Raw genomic sequence first — 22,893 nt, forward strand, 5'->3', positions numbered from 1 at the left:
TATAAAAAACATAAAGTTATGTTATAGCCTTTAAATCCTAAGGTTCTCAATGTTTATTCTCGTAAATTAGAAGAGAAATATGCGATAAGAAAAGAAAACCTCACTTGAAAACAAGATTATCATTATTCATTATAAAAAAATAGACTCAAGCTGTAGGGGTCTTAAAATGCCTACAGTGTTATGAAAACAAATAATTATACTATTATGAAAAAACAAATTTTAAATTTAGGTAAATCTTTAACCAAGTCTCAACAGCAGGATATTTATGGAGGAGTCCCTGGTTATTGTTTTGACAATTCTTCTGGCTACAGAGCAGAATGTAGAGAACTTGCGTTGAATGAATTTAACGATGGAGGATGTCCTACATGGGATTCATGTTTTTCTTATGGATCAGGAGGTTGTGTAGATATGTGTAGAAGTGCACCAGGAGATAGGTACTAATTTAGAATTCCAAACTAGTTTCTACTAATTAATTAAAAACATTTTGAGCCACATTATAAATTAAAAAATATAATGTGGTTTTTTTATTATTTATGATAGAAGTAATGAATCAATAGCTAGTGCTAGTCTGTGACGAGTACCGAGTAAGAAAAATAGAAATTAAATTTTAAAAATAGATAAAGCCACGTTATGAGTAATTGTAACGTGGTTTACTTTTTTATAGATAAGAAGAAAATTAAATTTGTTTAATCTCGAAAAAATGATTTTTATAGCTCTAAAAACATGAAGAAACGAACTTATATTACCATTATCATTTTATCATTGTTCTTATCAACCTGTAAAGATTCAAAGAAAATGGAGGCTAGAGTGATGAAGATTGGAAAAGAATTAGTTATGATGGAAACTAAAGGAGATTTCAGATCAAATGAAAACTTTTTGGTAAATGATGTAGTCAATGTAGGAAAGAGTTTATTTAACTTAATTCAAACATTAAAACCTTTTGATAATGTTAGTTTTAACGTTGAAAAAGGAGATATACCTTATGGAAATGGGAGTGCAGACTATACATTAGAGATTCTTAAACAAGAATTAAACCTTAAAGTAAGATTAAAATACGATTCTAATTATGATCGGTTTCATATTTTAGGGTTCACCTGTAAATAAATACCGTTAGTAGACGGATATTGTATGGTATTTTAAAGTAATATATGTTATAAAACACCTATAGTTTGGCTATAGTCAGTAAAATTGTAGGTTTTAACTATTAATTCTTGTAGATTACAGAAAAAAATAAAAGCTTAAAGAGGAAAACTTCATAGACAAACGATCAAGAAAGTTATTTTTAATAATTATAACAGAATAGACTCAATCTGCAAGAGTCTTTAAATGCTTGTGGAGATATAACCAATTAATTATACTATTATGAAAACACAGATTTTAAATTTAGGAAAATCTTTAACCAAGTCTGAACAAAAAAACATTCAAGGAGGAGTCGTTCCAAATTCTTGTTTTGACAATTCCCCTGGTTACAGAGCAGAATGTAGAGAAATAGCTTTAAATGAATTCAAGTCTGGAGGATGCCCTACATGGAATGCTTGTTTTGTTGGAGGGCCGGGAAATAGTTGCACTGATATGTGTGAAAGCGAACCAGGTGGTAGATAATAGTTTAGAATTCCAAACTAGTTTCTACTAATTAATTAAAAACATTTTAAGCCACATTATAAATTAAAAAATATAATGTGGTTTTTTTATTATTTATGATAGAATTAATAAATCAATAGCTAGTCTATTGAATTACAGAACCACGAAATTTGGATTTAATTTATGTTTAAAAAACTGTTTATGAGTTGTTTATGTGTTGTGTTGAGTTGTGGTTTTAAAATTGAAAATGTTTCAAAACAAGGCATGTGTAAAACGTATGTTTAAGGTAGTGAGGTGTTTATCTGTATACTCCTTTTTTACTACATGCCTACAACATAAGTACTTCACCTACTTTTCGCCAAGTATTCAGCGGTATATTTGCAGTGTAATTAATATCTCTCTCCCCAAAGTATTAATTATTCCCCCTTTAAAAAATAAAGAAAACAAAAGCAACAAGCTGTCAAAACAACTCCCCCCCTCATAACGTTTTGGCAGCTTTTTTTCTTTTTCGCAGTACAAATAAAATCCTTCAAACCTTATAAAAGTTATTTGTTGTTATTATTGTCGACTCTATATTTGAGTTTGTTACGCAGGAACTGATAATTACAATCAGATTAAGTTTAGATTGTAATACGATTTATAAATCAATCCCATGGGGTACAGTCATAAGTTTGAATCAAGTTTAATAAAGAAATTTTAGGATTATATAAAAAAGAAAAAATGTCTCAGGGGATTCTATAATTAAAATGCTAAGACATTTTTAGGGGAATAATTAATATACAAGATAGACTAAAGTTAAGAAAAATATTTTAAAAAGCAAAATAGTTAAGAAAAAGTCATTTGTAGAATAGAATTGTAGTGAGTAAAACTTTTTTACTTTAATAGATTTCCTTTAGTATTGTATTCAAGTAACTACTACTAACCAAAACAATATGATATTACGATTTCTATTAGCCTTTTTCGTGCTTATTAACTTCCCAATCCTGAGTCAAAATAAATCTATATGGACTTTTAAAACTAATAATAGAGTGTATTCTTCACCAGTTATTGAGAATAACAGAATATATATAGGTAGTGGGGATCATTATTTATATGCGATAAATAAAAATACTGGAAATCTGGTTTGGAAATACAAAACAAAAGGAGCAGTGCATTCGACACCCTTTATTTCTAATAATCTAATTTGTTTTTCTAGTGCCGATGGAAATTTATACGGAGTAAATAAGAATAACGGAAACCTTGTTTGGAAATTTGAATCGAAAGGAGAAAAAATGTACGATTTATGGGATTACTATCTTTCTTCTCCAACAGGAAATACCGAAACAGTTTATTGGGGATGTGCTGATGGTAACTTGTATGCCATTGAGAATAAAACAGGAAAGCTACAGTGGAAATTTAAAACCAATGGAGTGGTTCATGCATCACCTGTTTTATATAAAGAGCAGGTATATATTGGAAGTTTTGATGGATATGTATATGCTTTGGGAAAAGATAATGGTCAACTTCTTTGGAAGTTTAAAACAGTAGGAGATGAGTATTTTCCAAATGGAGAAATTCAAAAAGGACTGCTAGTTAAAGATGATGTGGTTTATTTCGGAAGTAGAGATTACAACATGTATGCAATTAACTCCAAAACAGGAACTCTTTTATGGAACTTGAAAGAAAAAAGCGGTTGGATTATAGCGATTCCTACCGAGCATAAAGGCACGTTGTATTTCGGTACTTCTGACGCTCATTTGTTTTATGCAGTAGATAAAAAAACGGGAATTGTTAAATGGACAGCACCTTTACAAATGAGAGTTTATGGATCGGGAGTAGTTCATAATAATACCATTTACTTCGGAAGTTTTGACGGAAAAATTATTGGATTAAATTGCGATACAGGAGAGAGAAACTATGAGTTTCAAACTGAAAGCAGCAAGAAAAATTATAGTTTAATGTATAATGAAAAGGGGCATTTTAAAAAAGGGTTTGAACTTTATGGAGATGATTTTGAGGCTACTGAAAAGTTAATTCATTCACTCGGGTCTATTTTATCTACGCCAATTATTGAGAATAATAGAATATACTTTGGTAGCTCTGATGGTACTATTTATACAGTTAAATTGTGATTTATTTTATGTGTTAACATGAATACGATTCCAGCAGTTTTTTCTTATTATAAAGGGAAATTACGCTAACAAAAAAATACAAAAAGAGTCGTTTTTAGCTAAGAAAACTCAATAAATACAACGATTTTAAAATATTAAGCCCATAACGATAAATAAACTATTTTTGTTTTTACTACGTTGTTAGAATATGATGAACAAAATTTTTTGTGTTTTCTGTTTTTTCGTGATTGTATACGGTCATGCACAAACCAAACAAGAAGAATTTCGTTCTAAAAAAATTCGAGTACTCAAAAATATTATTCAAATTGACAGTTTGAGTATATATCCTGAAGATTTCAAAGTACTAACAGCTAAAGAAAAAAAGGTAATACCTCAAAGTGAATATCAAATCGATTTTGGACTGTCTCAGTTATCAATAGACAAAGAGAAGTATCCAGAAATCATCGTTCAATATTACTTATATCCTGATTTTTTAACAAAAACCTATGTCCCTTTTGATAAACGATTAATTGTAGAAAACACAAAAAACATGGGTAGATTATATAGTGAAACCACTAATAAAAAGACGAAAGATGTTAAATTGTTTGATGGTTTAGAAACCCAAGGTTTTATTACTCGAGGACTTACAAGTGGAAACAATCAAAATGCCGTTACCAATTCTACACTCGATTTAACTATATCAGGAAAACTCTCTAAAAAAGTAGGCATTAGAGCGAATATATTTGATACTAACTTCCCTTTACAACAAAGTGGTTACTCACAAAACGTGACAGATTTTGATAGGATATTCGTTGAATTATATAGTAAACATTGGAATTTGAAAGGAGGAGATATTAGTCTCTCAAATAGAAATAGTTATTTTTTAAATTTTGACAAGCAAGTTTCTGGAGTTGAAGTAGGAGCTAAATTCAATGAAGGTTTAAGCGCTGGGGCTTCTGGAGCTATTGTAAGAGGAAAATTTTCCGTGTTCAATTTTGTTGGTGCTGAGGGCAACCAAGGACCATATAAAATTTTGGGATCGAACAACGAATCTGCCATTATCATGATTGAAGGCAGTGAACGTGTATTTGTAAATGGTATTGCTATTGAAAGGGGCGAAAATAAAGATTATATAATAGATTACAATTTAGCTGAAATACGATTCAACACAACATACCCGATTACCAATGATATGCGTATTCGAATTGAGTTTCAATACTCCGATAGAAATTATACACGATTTATTACTTATGGAAAATCTGAGTATAAAAGTGATTCGTTTGCTATAGCGGGATTTTTCTATAATGAAAACGATGCCAAAAATCAGCCAGTACAACAAAGTCTTACGGATGCCCAAAAGCAAATTTTAGCAAATGCTGGAAACGATCCAAGTAAAATGACTGCCCCAAGTGCCTTTGCTGATCAATTTTCTGCAAATAGGATTCAGTATAAAAAAACAATAGTAGGAGTAGAAGAAGTATTTGAATATACTACGAACGAGAGCGATGAGGTGTATACTGTTACCTTTACGAACGTAGGTCAAAATAGAGGGAATTACGAAGTAGATAAAACCATAGCTATTGGAACTATTTATAAGTATGCAGGAATTAATTCAGGGTCGTTTAGTCCTATTATTCAATTAATAGCACCAACAAAATTACAGGTAGCTGTGGTGAATTCTATGTATAAACCTTCAGAGAAAACAGAGCTTTCTACTGAGCTGGCATTTAGTGACAATGATCAAAACTTGTTTTCAGAAATTGATAATAGAGAAAATCAAAAAGTAGCGGCAAAAGTTGGATGGAAACAGCAAATCTCAAATAAAACTTGGGATGTTTCTAGTAGCTTGGATTATAAATTTATTCAAAACAACTTTCAAACTGTTCAACGTTTCCAGTCAGTTGAATTTAATAGAGATTGGAATTTAGAAAATAGAGCTGGAGATCAAAACGAATTGGGAGTAAAACTGTTTTTTGATAATAAAAAACACACCAAGTTTTCATATGAGTTTCAACACCTTTCTTTTTCCAATAATTTTTCAGGGAATAAGCATGCAATACAAGCAAACATAAAAAAGGAAAAAACTAGTTTTTGGTTACAAGGGAGTTGGTTAGATAACTTCACTAATTCAAGAAACGATAATTTTTACAGGATAAAATCAAAAGCTATGAGAAGTTTTAATAAATCGTGGATAGGAGCTGCTGTAAATCTTGAATCTAATTCCAGAAAATTAACGGCTACCAATAATTTCGATGCTTTAAGTCATAGTTTCAATGAAGTTGAAGGATTCTATGGTGTTGGAGATTCTACCAAAGTATACGTCAAAGTAGGTGTGAATTATCGTACAAATGATAGTATAAAATCAAACGCATTTACACAGGTTAACAATCGTAAAACCTTCTATATAAACAGTAGACTTATTCAGAACAAAACAACCAATTTAACTGTTTTTGCAAATTACCGTAGTACCAATAATACATTCAAAGAAAATGAAGAAGCACTCAATTCAAGAATAGCTTATAACCAACGTTTTTTTAAGAGTTTTTTGACACTTGGGACTAGTTATGAGACAACATCGGGAAATATTGCTCGGCAAGATTTTGTATATGTTAAAACAGAACCAGGACAAGGATATTATACTTGGATTGATTATAATAATGATGGCGAACAACAATTTAATGAGTTTGAAGTAGCACAATTTCAAGATCAGGCAACCTATTTAAGAGTAGCACTCCCGAATATTCGATTTGTTCCAACGCAAAGAGTAAAATGGAAACAATCCGTTACTCTAAATCCGCAAATATGGAAAGCAAAAAAAGGATTGATAAAGTTACTGTCGCATTTCTATAATCAAACCTATGTTACTATTGACAATGAACGATTAAAGGAAGAAGGAGGGTTTCATTGGAATCCCTTTCAGATGGATGGAGAAGAATTATTAGGGCTAACATTTAATATTAGAAATAACTTTTATTTCAATAGAAGTTTGCAAAAGTATAGTTGGACGTATTCTTATGGAAAGTCGAGAAACAAACAGCAATTTTCAATTGGAACTCAAGAAAATAATTCACTCATTCATCAACTAGAGTTTCAGCATAAATTAACCAAGTTTTGGTTGTTTGAGGCGAAAGGAGCACTTTCAGAAAATCAATTGCAAACCGAAAATTTAGCTAATAGAAATTATAACATTCAAATTAAAGAAGTGCAACCTAAACTAACCTTTTTATATAATAAGGATCATAAGTTTTCTTTTTTCTATCATTTAAAAGATAAAGAAAATATTGAAAAGGACTTTGAAAAGCTCCAGCTACAGAAATTAGGATTGTCATACTTTTTCTTAAGTCCAAAGAAAAATCAGTTAACAGCTGACGTTACTATGTTCATTAACAATTTTAGCGGAAATGAAAATTCTCCAGTAGGATATCAGATGCTAGAAGGTTTACAAGTAGGAAGAAACTATACTTGGAGTTTACTCTGGAATCAAAAACTGACTTCCATTTTAAATTTATCGTTAAATTATTTTGGAAGAAAAAGTGAGGGTTCGACAACAATACATTCAGGAACTGTACAATTAAAAGCCATTTTTTAAGTATGTTTGTGGTATAATAATTGCAGAGAATAAGCCTTTAAACAAGATAAAAACAAAATCAAAAAATAAAAAAGAAACCAATGAAAAAAATAATTGTAGCCCTTGTATTATTTGCAGGTACTTTCGCAAACGCGCAACAAGAAGTAAAGATCGACATTGCTGATGGAATCATATTAAAAACCTTAGAGCTCTCTTACGAGTATTATTTGAGTGATCAATCGTCGGTAGGTTTATCAGCGCTTTTTAATTTTGAGAAGGAAAGTGCGGATTTCAGATATAATGAAGATCAAATGTTCACACCTTATTTTCGTCATTACTTTACCAGTAATAGAAACTGGAATCATTTTGGAGAAATATTTTTAGGAATTAATTCTGGGACAAAGGATTCAAGAGAATATACAGACGGAGCCATTGGAATTGCTGCTGGTTCAAAATATGTTTCTAACGGAGGTCTAGTTGTTGGTGCTTATGTCGGAATTGGAAGAAACATGTTTACTTCAGATTCTTATGCAGTTGTGCCAAGAGTTGGAGTAAATGTTGGGTATCGATTTAACTAATCTTATATCAAATAAAAAAATATGAAAACTCACTTTTAAGTGAGTTTTTTTGTTGGCTGTAAGTTTTCAAAAACATTAACTATAATCAATACAATAAATGCTGGAAGTACCCATCCCAAATGATGATTTGCAAAAGGAATTAAATTTGTAGCAGAAGCAAGGATGTTTTTATCAAAAAACTGTAAAAAATCGGGAGTGCTAAAAATAAAAGTAGTGACGATAACTAACTTAAAAGTAGTTGAACTCGCAAATTTCGTAGGTAAAACATTCAAAACAATTAACATAATCGTTATTGGATAAATAAACCTTAATGCAGGAATTGCTACAATAATAATTTTGTGCACATCAAATTGACCAACAGCAACACCTAAAACACACCCAACTAAGGCCGTTATAAAGTAAGCTTTTGAAGAATCTTTAAATAATCCCTTAAAATAATCAGCAGTTCCTGTTATAATACCAACAGCTGTCGTAAAACATGCAAGAGCTACTAATACACTTAATAAAGTAGCACCAATATTTCCTAAAGTTTGCAAACTTAAAGATGAAAGCACTTCTGCTCTCGTTGCACCTTCTTTAAAAGTTGTATTAAACAAGGCTCCATTAAAAATAAGGCCGGCATAAATGACCAATAAACCCGTTGCGGCAATAATACCAGCTCTGGTTATAAAACGTTGTTTTAGTGTAAAAGAAGCATTTTTTTTGAAGTTCATAGAAATAACTAAAACGCCCCCAACGACAATAGCTCCAATGGCATCAAAAGTTTGGTACCCTTCCAAAATACCACTGACTAAAGGAGTCTTAAATGTGCTCGCTAACATGGTGCTTGGAGGGTTGAATATTCCGATACAAATAATTGCTAACAAGATAAGAATGATGAGTGGAGTTAAAAACTTTCCTAAAAGTTCTAATACCTTCGACCTGTTTAATGTAAAAACAAATACCAATGAAAAATAAATAAAACTTGTAATTAATGAGTTTAATTCAAAGTAAGGAGCAATAGCCATTTCATGAGTTACCGAAGCTGTTCTTGGGGCAGGTAAGGCAATAGAAATGATGTAAACAATAATACAGTAAAAGGTGCTAAAAATAGGTGAAACTTTTTTACCAAAATCGTACATCGTTCCTTGAAGTTTAGCATGCGCTAAAATCCCTAAAAAAGGAATAATTACAGCGGTTAAAAAAAAACCTAGAGTTACGAAAGACCATGAATCACCAGCACTTTTCCCTAAAGAAGGAGGAAGAATAAGGTTTCCAGCTCCAAAAAACATAGAAAATAAAGCAAAGCCAATTATAAATACTTCTTTAGTTTTGTTCATACCGTAACAAATTTATCTTTGTCCGAATATAGGTTAAAAATGATTGTAAAATATAAGGAATCAGAAGTTTTTTATACTGATAAAGGGAAAGGAAGTGCCGTTGTTTTATTGCACGGTTTTCTAGAAAATCATTCCATGTGGAATGAAGTGTCTGGGGAACTATCAAAGAAAAATCGTGTTATTACGGTTGATCTATTAGGACATGGGAAGACAGATAGTGTAGGTTATATTCATTTAATGTCGGAAATGGCTTTGGTAGTGCAAACGGTTTTAAAAAAGCTTCGAATTCGTAAATCGTATTTTATAGGTCATTCAATGGGGGGGTATGTGTCTTTAGAGTTTGCAAAATTATTTCCAGAGAAAGTGAAAGGAATTTGTTTAATGAATTCCACTTCACAAGAAGATACCGAAGAGCGAAAAAGAATTCGTAAAGGAGCGAATGAAATAGCCAAGAAGCATCTTACAAAACTTATCCAGAATGCAATTCCTAATTTATTTGCTGAAGATTCTAAAGAGAAGAATTCTGAAAAGATTAAAGAGGTTTTGGAGCAAGCGAAACAAACTTCAGTGAGAGGTTACATGGCTGCGAATGAAGGAATGTTGTTAAGAACAAATAACGAAGAAGTTTTAAAGCAATTTGAAAAGAGAGCGATCATTGTAGGAAAAAACGATCCTGTTTTGAATTATGATACGATCGTAAAAGAAGCGAAAAGAACAAATACAACTCTTGTTGAATTTTCAAATGGTCATATGAGTCATATTGAAAACAAAGAGCTTTTAATCGACTTCTTAAAACAATTTGTAAAATAAAATTGATTCAGCTTCGTAATTTTATAGAAGCTTTTTAACTTAGCCTAGTTACTTCAAAAAAGATTTTATATGAATATACATCACCTATCCCAAGAGAATTCAATAGTAAATAAGTTTTTAGCTGAAATCAGAGATGTTTCCATTCAAAAGGACGCCATGCGTTTTAGAAGAAATATTGAAAGAATTGGTGAGGTTTTGGGGTATGAGCTGAGTAAGAAGTTAAATTATACAAAAATTGTTGCCACAACACCGTTGGGAAAAAAAGAAACCACAATTCCTGAAAGTGATGTGGTATTATGTTCCATACTTAGGGCAGGACTTCCATTGCATCAGGGAATTTTGAATTATTTTGATGACGCAGAAAATGCGTTTATTTCTGCCTATCGCCATCACCCAAAAAACGATGAAAATTTTGAAATAGTTGTCGAATATTTTGCATCTCCATCTATTGAAAACAAAACATTATTATTAATTGACCCTATGCTAGCAACTGGAAAATCGCTAGTAGCGGTGCTTGAAGGAGTGTTAAAGCACGGTACACCAAAGAAAATCCATATAGTTTCTGTAATCGGTTCAGAAGAGGGCGTTACTTATGTAAAAGAAAACTTCCCTAAAAACACGGAGCTTTGGATTGCCGCTATTGATAAAGATTTAAACGATAAAGGATATATTGTTCCAGGCTTAGGTGATGCTGGAGATTTGGCTTTTGGAACAAAAATGTAAGCAATGCGTTTTAAGTAAAAACCAATACAAACGAAGAAATTAAGAAAAGTAAAATAAAAACATCAGCTAACCATCTTTTTTTAATCAATTCAACGCCGTTTGCCAGAACAACAGAGGTAGGAAATAGCAAGTACATAAATTCTACTCCAGTTCGTTCAGGAACTTGTAAAAATACAACCCCAGAAAGGATAAGATGCAACAAGATAAGTATCCAGTTTTTTCTGAATTTATTCAAAACAGCAAGTGTTCTTGGAGACTTCAGTATAATCGATAAAAACGTAAATACTCCAATAAAAAGAATGGAAAACAAAAAGTTTTTTGAAGAATACAAATGGTAGTCAAATACAATTCTCCAAGAGAAAAGATTTGAAAATTGTTCAGTTTTATCGTACCAAAAGCAGTAAGTATAATAAAAAAAGACAGGAACAAAATAACCTAAAACAGGAATAAGTAAGGTTCTATAAGTAAGTTGATTGTGCAAATAAACCGCTATATAAAGTAAAAAAATGAATATAAAGGTGTAGGGTTCAAGAATAAATGAAATACCTAACCATAATCCAGCGTCAAAAAGTTTTTGGTATACTTTTTTAGAAGTTTGCACGCTATAAGCTTTTCTAAAAAGTAATAAGCAGATTAAGTTTGCATAAAATATAGAGTTGATTTCTATATGCTTAATAAAAAAACCTATGAGTATTACATAAAACAGAAAGGCAAAACTATTGTCAAACGTAACTTCGTTTTTTAAAACTATAAAGTTGTAAATAGAAAATACAATAATGAATAAAAAGACTTCTTTTCCAGCGGAAAAAAATGAAATATTCTTCAAAAATAAAGCGATACCAAAATAGATTAGGAATAGTAAGAAGAGTACTACAAAATTAACAGGTTTAGATTTGCTGAAAAAATTGGCTAACATCGATTGTTTTATTATTTTTGCAGTCGTAAAGATAATCAAGTTATGTTAGGATTAAATATTTTTAGATTAATTGGAGACTTATTCTCAATGTTATTAAAGCCATTTGAATGGATTCGTCTTACTTTAGCAAAGGGAGATGCTGGATGGTGGACTTCTAACGCTGTAAATTGGTTGTTTTTATTAGTACTTATTTTATTATTAGGGTACTGGATGGGACAAGCGCTGAAATTTAAGCGTGAAGGAACAGAAGACAGAGCTTAATTCACTTACACTTGGGAAGTAAAAATAAATTAAAACGTTTCAAAGAAAATGAAACGTTTGATAACGTAATTCAGCCTACAAGAGAAGAAGTTGTTTCAGATTTTCAATACAAAGGAAAATGGAATGATTTTTTTGGAAATGATAATCCTATTGTTTTAGAATTAGGATGTGGTAAGGGGGAATATACAATTGCCTTAGCTGAAAAAAATCCCGAGAAGAACTTCATCGGAATTGATATTAAAGGAGCACGGTTTTGGAGAGGAGCAAAAACGGCTATTGAAGAGAACATGAATAATGTTGCTTTCATTAGGACGCAAATAGAATTAATCGATTTTATTTTTGCTGAAAGCGAAGTTTCTGAAATATGGATCACCTTCCCAGATCCTCAAATTAAATACAAAAGGACAAAACATCGTCTTACTAATTCTGAATTCCTGAAGAAATATCAGCATATCATAACGCCTGAAGGAACCATTAATTTGAAAACAGATAGTGAGTTTATGCATGGCTATACTTTAGGTTTATTGCATGGTGAAGGTCATGAAATATTACATGCCAATCACGATGTGTACAAGAATCATTACTCGCCTGGAGAGGTTGTTGAAACACAAACTTTTTACGAAAAACAATATTTAGAGCAAGGAAAACCAATTACATACGTCAAATTTAGAGTGAAGTATTAAAACTCTCTAATGATTTTATTGTATTTGTTACTCGGATTTGTAACCGCTTTTTTAGGATACCTTCCACCGAGTATTCTTAATATTACTGCAAGCAAAATTAGATTGCAAAGAAATAAAACCGCCGCAAAACAGTTTGTTTTAGGTGTGGTATTGGTGGTTGCTATTCAATTGTTCGTAGCATTCATAATCGTTTCTTACTTAAATAAAGCACCTGTTTTATTAGGAACTTTAAAGAAGATTTCTATTGTTGTGTTTGTTTTAATTTCATCCTTTTTTATATATAAAGGATTAAAAACACAAAACACCAGATATAAAAAAAGTATAAAAAACAGCTTTTTTCTTGGACTCTCTCTTTCTTTAATTAACATGTTTGCTATTCCTTTTTTTATCGTCGGATATAGTTATTATCACTCTAAAGGATATATTATGGATGATAAAATTTCATTAATTATTTATACAATGGGAACTGCTTTAGGAGTGTACATGGCATTAACAGGGTATGTTTTCTTAGCAGATAAATACCAGTACAAATTATTAGAGAAAGTAAAGTACTTCAACCTTTTTATAGGAGGGGCCGCTGGTGTAGTTGCATGCTATTCACTCATAATATTGTATTTTTAGCATATGGGAGATTCTGATAATTTTTTTGAAAAAGTCTATAAGGTGGCCAGGTTAATTCCTTATGGAAGAGTTACCAGTTATGGGGCGATAGCCAGATACTTAGGAGCAGCTCGATCTGCTAGAATGGTGGGATGGGCAATGAATAATTCAGGGTCTTTAGAAGAAGAAGTCCCAGCACATAGAGTGGTAAACAGAAAAGGTATATTAACTGGGAAACATCACTTTCAAGGAACCAATTTAATGCAACAATTATTAGAGAGTGAAGGAGTTGAGGTGGTTGATAGTGAAATCCAAAATTTTGAAAAGGTTTTTTGGGATCCAGCCAAAAATTTATAATAGTCATCTGGTAAAGGGTTTACCATAAGTTCAGTTTATAAAACCATAAATTTTGATAATTCAAAGACTTTAAAATCTAAGTGTTATAGCGTATCTTTGTGAACTGGTAGAATATATAAATTACAAGCGTAAAGCAAGTTGTATAAAGCGAATAGCAGAAATGAGTTTTAATAAACAAGATATATACAAAGCGTTAGAAACAATAACAGCTCCAGGAGAGGGAAAAAGTTTAGTTGAAAACGAAAACATAGATAATGTTGTTGTGTTTGGAGAAGAGGTTGTGGTTGATGTAACCATTAGTAATCCTACGTTGCAAGCAAAGAAAAAGGTTGAGGTTGAAATCTCAAAAGCCATTCACGAGCATGTTAATCAAAAGCTTGATGTTAAGGTAAATGTAAAAGTAGAGGTAGAGCCGAAAGAAAATCCAAATCAAATTAGAGGTAAAGAAATTCCAAATATTAAAAACATTATTGCTGTAGCTTCGGGAAAAGGTGGAGTAGGGAAATCTACGATCACATCTAATGTAGCTGTTTCTTTAGCAAAAATGGGATTCAAGGTTGGTGTTTTAGATGCCGATGTTTACGGGCCATCTCAGCACTTAATGTTTGATGTAGAACAAGAAAAACCTTTGGCTACCAATGTTAATGGGCGTTCGAAAATGAAGCCTGTTGAGAATTATGGAGTAAAACTGTTATCATTAGGTTTTTTTACAAGTCCAAACCAAGCGGTTATTTGGAGAGGCCCAATGGCGTCGAAAGCACTTAAGCAATTAATATTTGATGCAGATTGGGGAGAGTTAGATTTTCTATTAATCGATTTACCTCCAGGAACTGGAGATGTTCATTTATCAATAGTACAAGCAGTTCCAATTAACGGGGCAGTTGTGGTAAGCACACCTCAAAATATTGCTTTGGCAGATGCTAAGAAAGGAGTAGCAATGTTTCAACAAGAAAGTATTAACGTTCCTGTATTAGGAATTGTTGAAAACATGGCGTACTTTACACCTGAGGAGCTACCAGATAATAAGTACTATATATTTGGACAGGGAGGAGCTAAAGATTTAGCTGAAGATATTGAAACGAGCTTTTTAGGCGAAATTCCATTAGTTCAAAGTATTAGAGAGGCAGGTGATGTAGGGCATCCAGTAGCATTACAGGAAAACACTCCTTTATCAAACGCTTTTGAAGGTGTTACTAAGGAAATGGTTTCTCAATTATTGAAAAGAAATGCAAACCTTCCTCCAACGGAAGTTGTAAGAATTACAACAATGAGTGGTTGTAGTACGAAATAAAGTGTATTTTTATAGAAATATTAGTAGAAAATTTGTTTAACTAAAAACTCAAATACCCGGTTTGAGTTACTTCTCTTAAGAGAAGATTAAGTGGGGATGTTATGGCATCAACGGAAACGAAAAACAACGTAGAGAAAGCTTTAGAAGAAATCCGTCCTTTTTTAGTAAGTGATGGGGGAAACATTAAGCTACTGTCTATTGAAGAAGATACAGTAAAAGTGCAGTTAGAAGGAGCATGTAGTGGTTGTTCAGTAAACCAAATGACATTGAAAAATGGGGTGGAAGCAACCATTAAAAAATACGCTCCTGAAATAAAAGAAGTAATAAACATAGCGTAACTACTTTTTAACTTTCAGAAACTTATTTTCTGCTTTGATAAGAATTGGAAATATGGTTTCAAGGAAGGTCAGTAATTCAAGTCTGTTTAGAATAGATGTTTTTGTTTTACTGGAAATAATAAGCGGTTGCACAAGCTATTGCTAATAAAAAATATTCCTGTCTTAAATTTTTAAGACAGGAATCTCAGTATAAAAAAGAATATTTTAGTACAACAAATGATTAAAACAGATATATTAATTATCGGTGCGGGTCCTACTGGATTATTCACCGTTTTTGAAGCAGGATTACTTAAGTTACGTTGTCATCTGATTGACGCTTTACCACAACCAGGAGGGCAGTGTTCTGAGATTTATCCGAAAAAACCCATTTACGATATACCCGCCTATCCAGAAATTTTAGCTGGAGATTTAACGGATAAATTGATGGAGCAAATTAAACAGTTTGAGCCAGGTTTCACCCTTGGAGAAAGAGCGGATACTGTGGAAAAACAGGAAGACGGAACTTTTGTAGTAACCACAAATAAAGGAACAAAACATCAAGCACCTATTGTTGCTATTGCGGGAGGTTTGGGAAGTTTTGAGCCTAGAAAACCACCAATTCCAAATATTGCAAATTTTGAGGATAGAGGGGTTGAATATATGATTAAAGAACCAGAGTTATATCGAGATAAAGACGTGGTAATTGCTGGAGGAGGAGACTCTGCTCTAGACTGGTCTATTTTCTTAACAGATGTGGCTAAATCGGTAACCTTAATTCACCGTAGAAATGAATTTAGAGGAGCTTTAGATTCTGTTGATAAAGTTCAGGAATTGAAAAATGAAGGAAAAATAAATCTAATAACGCCCGCAGAAGTTAAAGGAATTGTAGGAGAAGATAAGGTTGAAGGCGTGCTAGTTGAACAAAAAGAGAAAGAGCCTTTTATCCTAAAAACGGATCATTTTATTCCTTTGTTTGGATTGGCGCCTAAATTAGGTCCTATTGCAAATTGGGGGTTAGAAATTGAAAAGAATGCTATTAAAGTAAATAATGCACTAGACTATCAAACGAATATACCAGGTATATATGCTATTGGAGATGTGAACACGTACCCTGGTAAATTAAAGTTAATTCTATGTGGTTTCCATGAAGCAACATTAATGTGTCAAAGTGCGTATCAACGTATTCACCCGAATAAAAAATATGTGATGAAATACACGACTGTTGGTGGGGTTGAAGGTTTTGACGGAACCAAAAAAGAGGCTCCAAAGGCCGTTGTTAAGGCAATCAACTAAAAAAAATTGAACAGGTATTCAAGGTTTTAGTTTTATTAATTATATTAAGACCAGCTAATTAATAAAATTAAAACCCGTGAATATCTTAGATTATGTTACACAATTGTCACAAGACAAGTTATTGTTCTTTGCTTTACCACTTTTTTTTATTTGCATACTTGTAGAGTATCAATTTGCAAAAGAAAAGTACAACGGTAAAGATTCAGGAGTCTCGCTTTTAATGATGCTTTTTTCAGGAATTGTTGAGTTCATCCCGAAAGTATTGGCATTTGTGGCATTTTTCTATTTACATGAAATAAGCCCACTTAAAGATGTTATCCAACGTCAATGGTGGGCTTGGTTATTGTTATTCTTTGCTGATGATATTTCCTATTATTGGTTTCACCGTTTAAATCATGAAGTGCGCTTGCTATGGGCAGGTCATGTATCACATCATTCGTCAATATATATGAATTTGGGAACCGCTTTACGACAAGGAGTAGGTGAACGTGTTCACAAGTTCTTTTTTTGGATATGGATTCCATTATTAGGGATTGATCCTTTAATGATTTTTACGATGATGGGAGTAAGTTTAATTTATCAATTCTTCGTGCATACGGAATTAATTGATAAACTTCCGAAAACGATTGAGTTTATATTTAATACGCCATCACATCATCGTGTACACCATGCCTCCAACATTCGGTATTTAGATTGTAATCACGCGGGTGTGTTGATTATTTGGGACCGTTTGTTTGGAACATTTTCTGAAGAAGTTAAAGAGCTTGATAAGCCTGTATATGGACTTACAGTAAATATTGAAACCTTTAACCCAATAAAGGTAGCAACTCACGAATATTCGGCTATTTGGATGGATGTCCAAAGAGCAAATAAATGGAGCGATAAGTTGAATTATATTTTTAATGCACCAGGGTGGAGTCACGATGGAGAAGATAAAAGAGCCAAGGTTTTAAGAAAGAAATTGAAAGAAGAAGAAAACATTATAGACCTTTAGTAACTATGGAACATTTGATTATAAATTTTGATCTATTAATTTTGGTAGTATTAGGGGGGGCAATAGTTTATTTGAAATATTTGGAGTCTCCGAGAAAAAGAAATCAATTTGCTAAATCGTTATTTGAAAACCCAATTTTTATGGAGGAAAATGATTTTTTCAGCTTTAAAAGCCCGAATTTTAAAACAGGGAATAAAACTACTTCAGTTGGAATAAGAATTCTAGCCATTATTTTGATTATTTTTGTCGCTGTAATTCCTTTAGAGCAATTTTTTTAGAAAAGAATATTAGAAGAGTCTATGGATAGTCAAGATATCACAATTAAAATAACAGATAGAGAAGGTGTTACTCATGAGGTAATAGCACCTACTGATATGGCAATGAATTTAATGGAAGTAGTTCGTTCATACGAACTAGCACCAGAAGGAACCGTTGGAATATGTGGAGGAATGGCCATGTGTGCTTCTTGTCAATGTTATGTGAATTCTAACCACGAACTACCTGAAATGTCAGATGATGAAGACGCAATGCTTGCAGAGGCATTCGATGTTCAAGATAACAGTCGTTTGGGCTGTCAAATTCAAATGACACCCGATTTAAATGGGTTGGAAGTTGAGTTAGCTCCTGAGAGTTAAGCTAAAATTTAAGACAACACTATTTTTGATATGTATTAAACAAGAGATCATGTCTTAAATTTTAACTGAGATAATACTACGCTGTTCTTTTTGAGGTTTTCCTTTTTCGTTTTCTACTAAGCCAGAAAATAAAACCAGTAATAGGTAAACTTGTACAAATGAGACCAGATAAAAAAGTAATAATTTTACCAGTCATCCCCATCCAAAAGCCACAATGAAGATCGAAAATTGTTTGTTCGATGATTTCATGATTCTCTAGTTCCTCTGGCATTTTTACGGGATATCCAGTATAGCCATTGATTAAAATAGCATGACCATTTTTCCAGGTTTTTAGGCCTATTTCTTCTGCGGCTACGCCAAAAAAATGTGCTTTAGTTTCTTTTGAATATGGAAATCCTAATCTTACTTGATGAGCAGTTGGATTTAACTGATATAAATTATTAACTATTGTATCTAACGGAACTATTTGTTTCCCTTTTTCGAATTTCGGATAATATTTTTCAGCCAACTCATGCCCATTTGGAGTACCACCAAAGATTTCTTGAGTTACGTCATTTAATATTTTAAAAGACATTATTAAACCTGTGATTGTAATTAATAAGGCGGGAATCAATACATAAAAACCAAGTACCTTGTGTAAATCGTATACTTTACGTTTCCATTTGGTTCCTTTTTTTATGGTAAAGGAAGCTTGTTTTGATTTTTTATTCCATCGTTTTGGAAACCACAGAATCAAACCCGTGATTAACTCAAATAGGAAGATAATAGTAGATATTCCAACAATAGTCTGCCCCGTTTTATTGAGTAATATTTGGGAATGAATTTTTGCTGCTATATAGAAGAAAACCCAATAGGATTTTGAGTTTTTTAATAATTCACCAGTATATGGATTTATATAAGTATACCTGAAATCTTTAAGTTTTTCGTGAGAAGCAACTCTAAAACTTCGAGTAGGATCTTTATAATCGTCGAAGTAAAAAAGCTCTCTTTTCGGATGTTTTTCTTTAAAATTTCGTAATAACTGATCGTAAGGTTTTTTGCTAATAGCCGTATCATAAGTAACATGTTTTGCTTGACCAGCGCAAATATCTATTACTTCATCGCAGAACACAAAAAGGGTTCCAGATAAAGAAACAATAAAAACAATTAAACCAGAAGTTAACCCCAACCATTCATGGATTGAGCGAGAAACATTTTTAAAATTTTTCATGTGCAGACTATTGCTGCAAAATTATTTCAGATGCCTCGTTATCTTATAACGTAAATGGAATTATTAACAACGCAAAAGGTTGAGGTTAACTAAATACTTTATTAGTTTAAAGAGGCTTCGGTTTGTAATTGATCAAGCCATTTTTTCACTCTTTCTTGTGTTAACTCAGGTTGATTGTCTTCGTCGATAGCTAAACCGTAAAATAGATCCTCACCCTGTATTTCAGCTTTCGATTCACTAAAATCATACCCTTCCACAGGCCAGTTACCTATTATTTCTCCGCCATTTTCTAGAATTACTTTGGCTAACATACCAACACCATCTATAAAGAATTCACCGTAACCGTATTGATCCCCTAAACCGAAAAGAGCTATAGTTTTACCCGTAAAGTCAATGGTTTTAAATTCCTCAAAATAACTTTCCCAGTCGCTTTGAAGATCCCCATCATACCAAGTAGATAAACCTAAAATTAAAAAGTCAAACTTTTCGAAGTCAGATAATGTAGCATTACTTACTTCAATTACTTTAATGTCTGAGGTATTCCATTCATCAACAATATTATGTGTAATTTCCTCAGTCATTCCTGTGTCCGATCCGTAAATTAATCCTATTGTTTTATTCATGATTTGTGTTTTAAAATAGCTATCGTAAAATGTCGGTCAACCAATATGCCCGTTTTGGTTTTAACTTTCTCGGTTCGATGAAGTAATTGACTAATTCGTAATGACGAATGTTTTACCAATAGCTCTATATCTGTTGTATTGTATAACTTAAAATTATTTCCTACGAAAGGAAGTTTTTGCATGAAGTCTTTTTGAGCAAAGGTTACAATGCAAATGCCATTTTCTGAAAGTACCCTTGAAATTTCTTCTAAAAATTGTGTGGGATTTTTCCAGAAATACAAAGTGTTCACCGTAAATATTTTCTGAATGGATTTGTCTTCCAATGGAAGTTTTTTTCCATCATATAATTTAAATGAAACCTCAGAAAAATATTCTTTGTTGAGAAGCTGTTTTTGAGCTTCGAGTTTCATAGTTTCAGAAATTTCTAAACCTATATAACTCAGTTTTGAGGCTTTTTTTAATAAATAATCAAGGTGACCACAATTACCATGTCCAAGTTCTAAAACCACATCATTATTAGCAATGTGGAGTGCATCGATAGACGATTTTGTCATACCAATGTTTGTGTTGTTCATTAAAATTGCCGTTTCAATACCTTTATCTCCTGTTGGGCAACTTAATTGATTTTCTAGTTCCTGAAGTTCTTCCTTAGTAAGTTCCATAGTAAATTTATGGTGTTAAATTAATCTTTACGCCATTGGTTAATGCTCTTAATTAAGAACACGCTAGCAATAACTAAAAGGAATAAAATTAAAATTTCAGATAGGTTAGAAGCTTCGTGAATAATCGCGGTAATAACGTGGTAAACGTTAAATAATCCGACGATAATGGCCCAAATAAAAGAGATTTGTATAAACCACTTCTTTGAAATTTCTATACTTAAAAGACCAAAAGTTAAGGCGAGTCCTTCCATTAAAATTCTCCACTGATGAGCCCAGAAAGGGGTTTCTCCAGTGCTACCTTCTATTAAAACAGATTCTTGAAAATAGATATGAGCTAATCCGTAAATATGATGTAGAATAAATCCAATGGCAATAAATATCCATAAAAGAGAGATTTTAGTTCTCATAGGTATGTAGTTTTTGTCGTTAATTATAGTTTGATCTTGAGGTTTTCTTTCTTTTTTTAAGGCTTCTTCCTCTTTTAAAGCCGCTATATTTTTATAATCAATTGGAGCAACTGAAAAAGCACTTTTTTCTTTGATACTTGGCTTTATTTTAAAATAAATGATTAAGGCAAGTGAAGAAATAATGATCCAAAGTAAATCGATAAATAAAATGTCAAACTGATTATTTAGGTAGGTGTTCCAAATCCAATTATCTGAAATAATTCCGTTGCTAATAGGAATAAGTAAACCAAGAATCCCCCCTAATAATAAGCTTGATTTGTTGGTAAAGTAATTATCTCTTTTAAATCTGTAAAATAGGATGAATAATAACCAAGTTGTAAAGTAAAAATAGTAAATGGCATTCTGTTTATCGTCGAAATACCCGCTCGTAAACTTTACAAATAAAAAGGCCAATGCCGTTACTGGAAGTAAGGATAAACACATTGCAAGGTAAATATGCCCAACTTTTGCAGTGTATAATCGCTGCTTTAAAGCCATGCTTTTTTTATTTCGTGCCTCTATCCATATAAGTACTCCAGTAATAATAACAAAGCAAGTAATTAAGGCTAGAACGAAATAAATTATTTTAAGTGAAATACCACCAAAATCTGCAAAGTGTAATTTACTAATAACACGTTGCGCATCTTGTGCATAATTTAGACGGTTTGGATTTTTAACAGTGTCAATAGTACCAGAATTAACATCATAGGTAACTCTACCCGATCCAATGAAGCGATCATGGCTTTCTAGTTCACCTATTAGTATGTATTTCATATTAACGCCACCGTAGTTTTTAATGTATGCGTTGGTTAGGTGAAAGTTATCCCATTCATTTACTGTTTTGGTAGCAAAACTATTAAAGCTTGGACTTTCTTGTTTCGATGTAGTAATCCATTCATAGCTTTTCATTTCAGGTCGAAGACTTTCCATAAGTTTCGCTTGATTACCATTATACAAGAAATTAGCAGGCAATAAAACTAAAATACCGATACCGAAATAAGCACCAGTAACTGCGAAAATAAACTGAAATGGTAAACCAATAACTCCGAGTGTTGTATGAGCATCTGCCCAAACTTTCTTTAAAATCGCTTTTGGATTAAATGCAAAAAAGTTGGGGATTATTTTTTTCCAGTGAACAATAACTCCCGTTACAATTGCAAACAGAAAGAAAAACGAAACAAGACCAGCTAGGTAAACACCAATAGTTGGTAATTGTTGGAAAAAGTGAAGACGAAAAAGAAATTCTCCTAAGCTATATTGTTGCGTATAGGTTTCGGTTTCAACAGTATTTATGTTTACATAAAAGTAGTTGGGTTGCTTCCCTTTTTCAGAAGCTAGAGAGTCTTTACTGGCTCCCATAGATAAATACATTTTATCTGATGTCTCACTTAGAATTAGTCTTAAGTCTCTTCCATGTAGCTCATAGCGATTGTTTAAGCTGTCGAGTATTTTATCAAAATTGATATCATTTCTCTGAGTATAACTAATAGGATTTCCTTCTTCCCAAACTTGAATTTCTTCTTTGAACAAAGAAAAAGCACCTGCGAAAAAAATTACATATAATGCAATACTTATCACAATACCGCTTATGGTATGAGCATTAAAAAATACGTTGTAATTTCTTGTACTCATTATATAAACGGATTGTTTTTATTAGCAAAAAAGTACAAGGTATATAAGAATATAATTGAAACTCCATAGATGCCCCAGGCTTTCCAGCCGTTCTCAAATAAATAAGGTACAATTAGTAAAACACACCAAACGATGAACAGTGAAAAAACGGAGGTAATGAGTACTTCATTATGTAATGGAACCCAGATAGCAAAAAGCATGTGTAGTAGGGCGGTAATGATATAACCACCTAAAATTCCCGCAGAAATTTTAGCGAATTGGTGCCATGGTGATTTGGTTAAATATTTTGGATTAGCAGGCATGG

At 32.2% G+C, this 22,893-nt stretch carries 25 protein-coding genes; 18 read left to right on the plus strand and 7 right to left on the minus strand.

All coding sequences use genetic code 11. From position 1 onward, the window contains the following. Positions 1-204: 204 nt before the first annotated feature. The 6 genes from BLW23_RS15405 to BLW23_RS15430 all read left to right on the plus strand — a co-directional run bounded on the left by BLW23_RS15405 (position 205) and on the right by BLW23_RS15430 (position 7,817). Positions 205-441 carry a hypothetical protein gene (locus BLW23_RS15405; RefSeq protein WP_143032198.1) on the plus strand — a complete coding sequence of 79 codons (237 nt, stop codon included), beginning with the start codon at positions 205-207 and terminating at the stop codon, positions 439-441. A gap of 282 nt (positions 442-723) precedes the next feature. Further along, positions 724-1,104 (plus strand): hypothetical protein, encoded by a 381-nt coding sequence (locus BLW23_RS15410; protein ID WP_093671401.1) that lies wholly within the window; start codon positions 724-726, stop codon positions 1,102-1,104. Positions 1,105-1,362: 258 nt separating this feature from the next. Further along, the gene (locus BLW23_RS15415; RefSeq protein WP_093671403.1) at positions 1,363-1,602 is read left to right on the plus strand and encodes a hypothetical protein; all 240 of its coding nucleotides are present in this window, start codon (positions 1,363-1,365) and stop codon (positions 1,600-1,602) included. A gap of 911 nt (positions 1,603-2,513) precedes the next feature. After that, positions 2,514-3,692 carry an outer membrane protein assembly factor BamB family protein gene (locus tag BLW23_RS15420; protein ID WP_093671405.1) on the plus strand — a complete coding sequence of 393 codons (1,179 nt, stop codon included), beginning with the start codon at positions 2,514-2,516 and terminating at the stop codon, positions 3,690-3,692. A 187-nt stretch (positions 3,693-3,879) separates the two neighbouring features. After that, complete coding sequence (locus tag BLW23_RS15425; RefSeq protein WP_093671407.1) at positions 3,880-7,260, plus strand: hypothetical protein; 3,381 nt, start codon at positions 3,880-3,882, stop codon at positions 7,258-7,260. Positions 7,261-7,340: 80 nt separating this feature from the next. Then, a complete protein-coding gene (locus BLW23_RS15430) occupies positions 7,341-7,817 on the plus strand; it encodes a DUF3575 domain-containing protein (protein WP_093671409.1) in 477 nt (158 codons plus the stop codon). Positions 7,818-7,852: 35 nt separating this feature from the next. Here BLW23_RS15430 and brnQ read toward each other — a convergent pair whose 3' ends face one another. Then, complete coding sequence (brnQ, locus tag BLW23_RS15435) at positions 7,853-9,136, minus strand: branched-chain amino acid transport system II carrier protein (RefSeq protein ID WP_093671411.1); 1,284 nt, start codon at positions 9,134-9,136, stop codon at positions 7,853-7,855. Between the two features lie 39 nt (positions 9,137-9,175). Between brnQ and BLW23_RS15440 the strand changes: the two genes are divergently transcribed. Together BLW23_RS15440 and upp are read left to right on the plus strand one after the other, a co-directional pair. Next, positions 9,176-9,946 carry an alpha/beta fold hydrolase gene (locus tag BLW23_RS15440; RefSeq protein ID WP_093671413.1) on the plus strand — a complete coding sequence of 257 codons (771 nt, stop codon included), beginning with the start codon at positions 9,176-9,178 and terminating at the stop codon, positions 9,944-9,946. Positions 9,947-10,015: 69 nt separating this feature from the next. Continuing rightward, positions 10,016-10,669, plus strand: coding sequence for a uracil phosphoribosyltransferase (gene upp, locus BLW23_RS15445; RefSeq protein WP_093671415.1), 654 nt, complete (start codon positions 10,016-10,018; stop codon positions 10,667-10,669). 10 nt (positions 10,670-10,679) lie between these two features. On the opposite strand, the gene BLW23_RS15450 is transcribed toward upp, so the two are convergent. Beyond that, positions 10,680-11,585, minus strand: coding sequence for a DUF6427 family protein (locus tag BLW23_RS15450; RefSeq protein WP_093671417.1), 906 nt, complete (start codon positions 11,583-11,585; stop codon positions 10,680-10,682). A 42-nt stretch (positions 11,586-11,627) separates the two neighbouring features. On the opposite strand from BLW23_RS15450, the gene BLW23_RS15455 reads away from it, so the two are divergent. The 10 genes from BLW23_RS15455 (at position 11,628) to BLW23_RS15500 (ending at position 18,016) form a co-directional block, all read left to right on the plus strand. Further along, entirely contained in the window at positions 11,628-11,846 is a 219-nt protein-coding gene (locus BLW23_RS15455) for a DUF6341 family protein (protein ID WP_093671419.1), read from the plus strand. Positions 11,847-11,857: 11 nt separating this feature from the next. After that, positions 11,858-12,529 (plus strand): tRNA (guanosine(46)-N7)-methyltransferase TrmB, encoded by a 672-nt coding sequence (trmB, locus tag BLW23_RS15460; RefSeq protein WP_093671421.1) that lies wholly within the window; start codon positions 11,858-11,860, stop codon positions 12,527-12,529. Positions 12,530-12,538: 9 nt separating this feature from the next. Beyond that, positions 12,539-13,150: a hypothetical protein gene (locus BLW23_RS15465; protein ID WP_093671423.1), complete on the plus strand. Its 612-nt coding sequence runs from the start codon at positions 12,539-12,541 to the stop codon at positions 13,148-13,150. A 3-nt stretch (positions 13,151-13,153) separates the two neighbouring features. Further along, complete coding sequence (locus BLW23_RS15470) at positions 13,154-13,486, plus strand: MGMT family protein (protein ID WP_093671425.1); 333 nt, start codon at positions 13,154-13,156, stop codon at positions 13,484-13,486. Between the two features lie 160 nt (positions 13,487-13,646). Further along, positions 13,647-14,777: an Mrp/NBP35 family ATP-binding protein gene (locus BLW23_RS15475; RefSeq protein ID WP_093671427.1), complete on the plus strand. Its 1,131-nt coding sequence runs from the start codon at positions 13,647-13,649 to the stop codon at positions 14,775-14,777. 101 nt (positions 14,778-14,878) lie between these two features. Further along, a complete protein-coding gene (locus BLW23_RS15480) occupies positions 14,879-15,115 on the plus strand; it encodes a NifU family protein (protein ID WP_093671429.1) in 237 nt (78 codons plus the stop codon). A 216-nt stretch (positions 15,116-15,331) separates the two neighbouring features. Continuing rightward, positions 15,332-16,387, plus strand: coding sequence for an NAD(P)/FAD-dependent oxidoreductase (locus tag BLW23_RS15485; protein WP_093671431.1), 1,056 nt, complete (start codon positions 15,332-15,334; stop codon positions 16,385-16,387). A gap of 76 nt (positions 16,388-16,463) precedes the next feature. Continuing rightward, complete coding sequence (locus tag BLW23_RS15490) at positions 16,464-17,381, plus strand: sterol desaturase family protein (RefSeq protein WP_093671433.1); 918 nt, start codon at positions 16,464-16,466, stop codon at positions 17,379-17,381. 5 nt (positions 17,382-17,386) lie between these two features. Beyond that, positions 17,387-17,659 carry a hypothetical protein gene (locus BLW23_RS15495; protein ID WP_093671435.1) on the plus strand — a complete coding sequence of 91 codons (273 nt, stop codon included), beginning with the start codon at positions 17,387-17,389 and terminating at the stop codon, positions 17,657-17,659. Between the two features lie 21 nt (positions 17,660-17,680). Further along, a complete protein-coding gene (locus BLW23_RS15500; protein WP_093671437.1) occupies positions 17,681-18,016 on the plus strand; it encodes a 2Fe-2S iron-sulfur cluster-binding protein in 336 nt (111 codons plus the stop codon). Positions 18,017-18,092: 76 nt separating this feature from the next. Here the strand turns inward: BLW23_RS15500 and BLW23_RS15505 are convergent, their stop codons facing one another. The 5 genes from BLW23_RS15505 to BLW23_RS15525 form a co-directional block, all read right to left on the minus strand. Beyond that, positions 18,093-19,226 (minus strand): PepSY-associated TM helix domain-containing protein, encoded by a 1,134-nt coding sequence (locus BLW23_RS15505; RefSeq protein WP_093671439.1) that lies wholly within the window; start codon positions 19,224-19,226, stop codon positions 18,093-18,095. Positions 19,227-19,327: 101 nt separating this feature from the next. Further along, complete coding sequence (locus tag BLW23_RS15510; protein ID WP_093671441.1) at positions 19,328-19,849, minus strand: flavodoxin; 522 nt, start codon at positions 19,847-19,849, stop codon at positions 19,328-19,330. Further along, on the minus strand, positions 19,846-20,511 hold the full coding sequence (locus BLW23_RS15515; protein WP_093671443.1) for a class I SAM-dependent methyltransferase: 666 nt from the start codon (positions 20,509-20,511) through the stop codon (positions 19,846-19,848). Before BLW23_RS15515 ends, BLW23_RS15510 begins: the two co-directional genes overlap by 4 nt. Positions 20,512-20,531: 20 nt before the next feature. Then, complete coding sequence (locus BLW23_RS15520) at positions 20,532-22,589, minus strand: PepSY-associated TM helix domain-containing protein (RefSeq protein ID WP_093671445.1); 2,058 nt, start codon at positions 22,587-22,589, stop codon at positions 20,532-20,534. Beyond that, positions 22,589-22,891 (minus strand): hypothetical protein, encoded by a 303-nt coding sequence (locus tag BLW23_RS15525; RefSeq protein WP_093671447.1) that lies wholly within the window; start codon positions 22,889-22,891, stop codon positions 22,589-22,591. Before BLW23_RS15525 ends, BLW23_RS15520 begins: the two co-directional genes overlap by 1 nt. Positions 22,892-22,893 lie beyond the last annotated feature (2 nt).

It is taken from the genome of Tenacibaculum sp. MAR_2009_124 (assembly GCF_900105455.1).
In the GTDB taxonomy this organism is placed as follows: domain Bacteria; phylum Bacteroidota; class Bacteroidia; order Flavobacteriales; family Flavobacteriaceae; genus Polaribacter.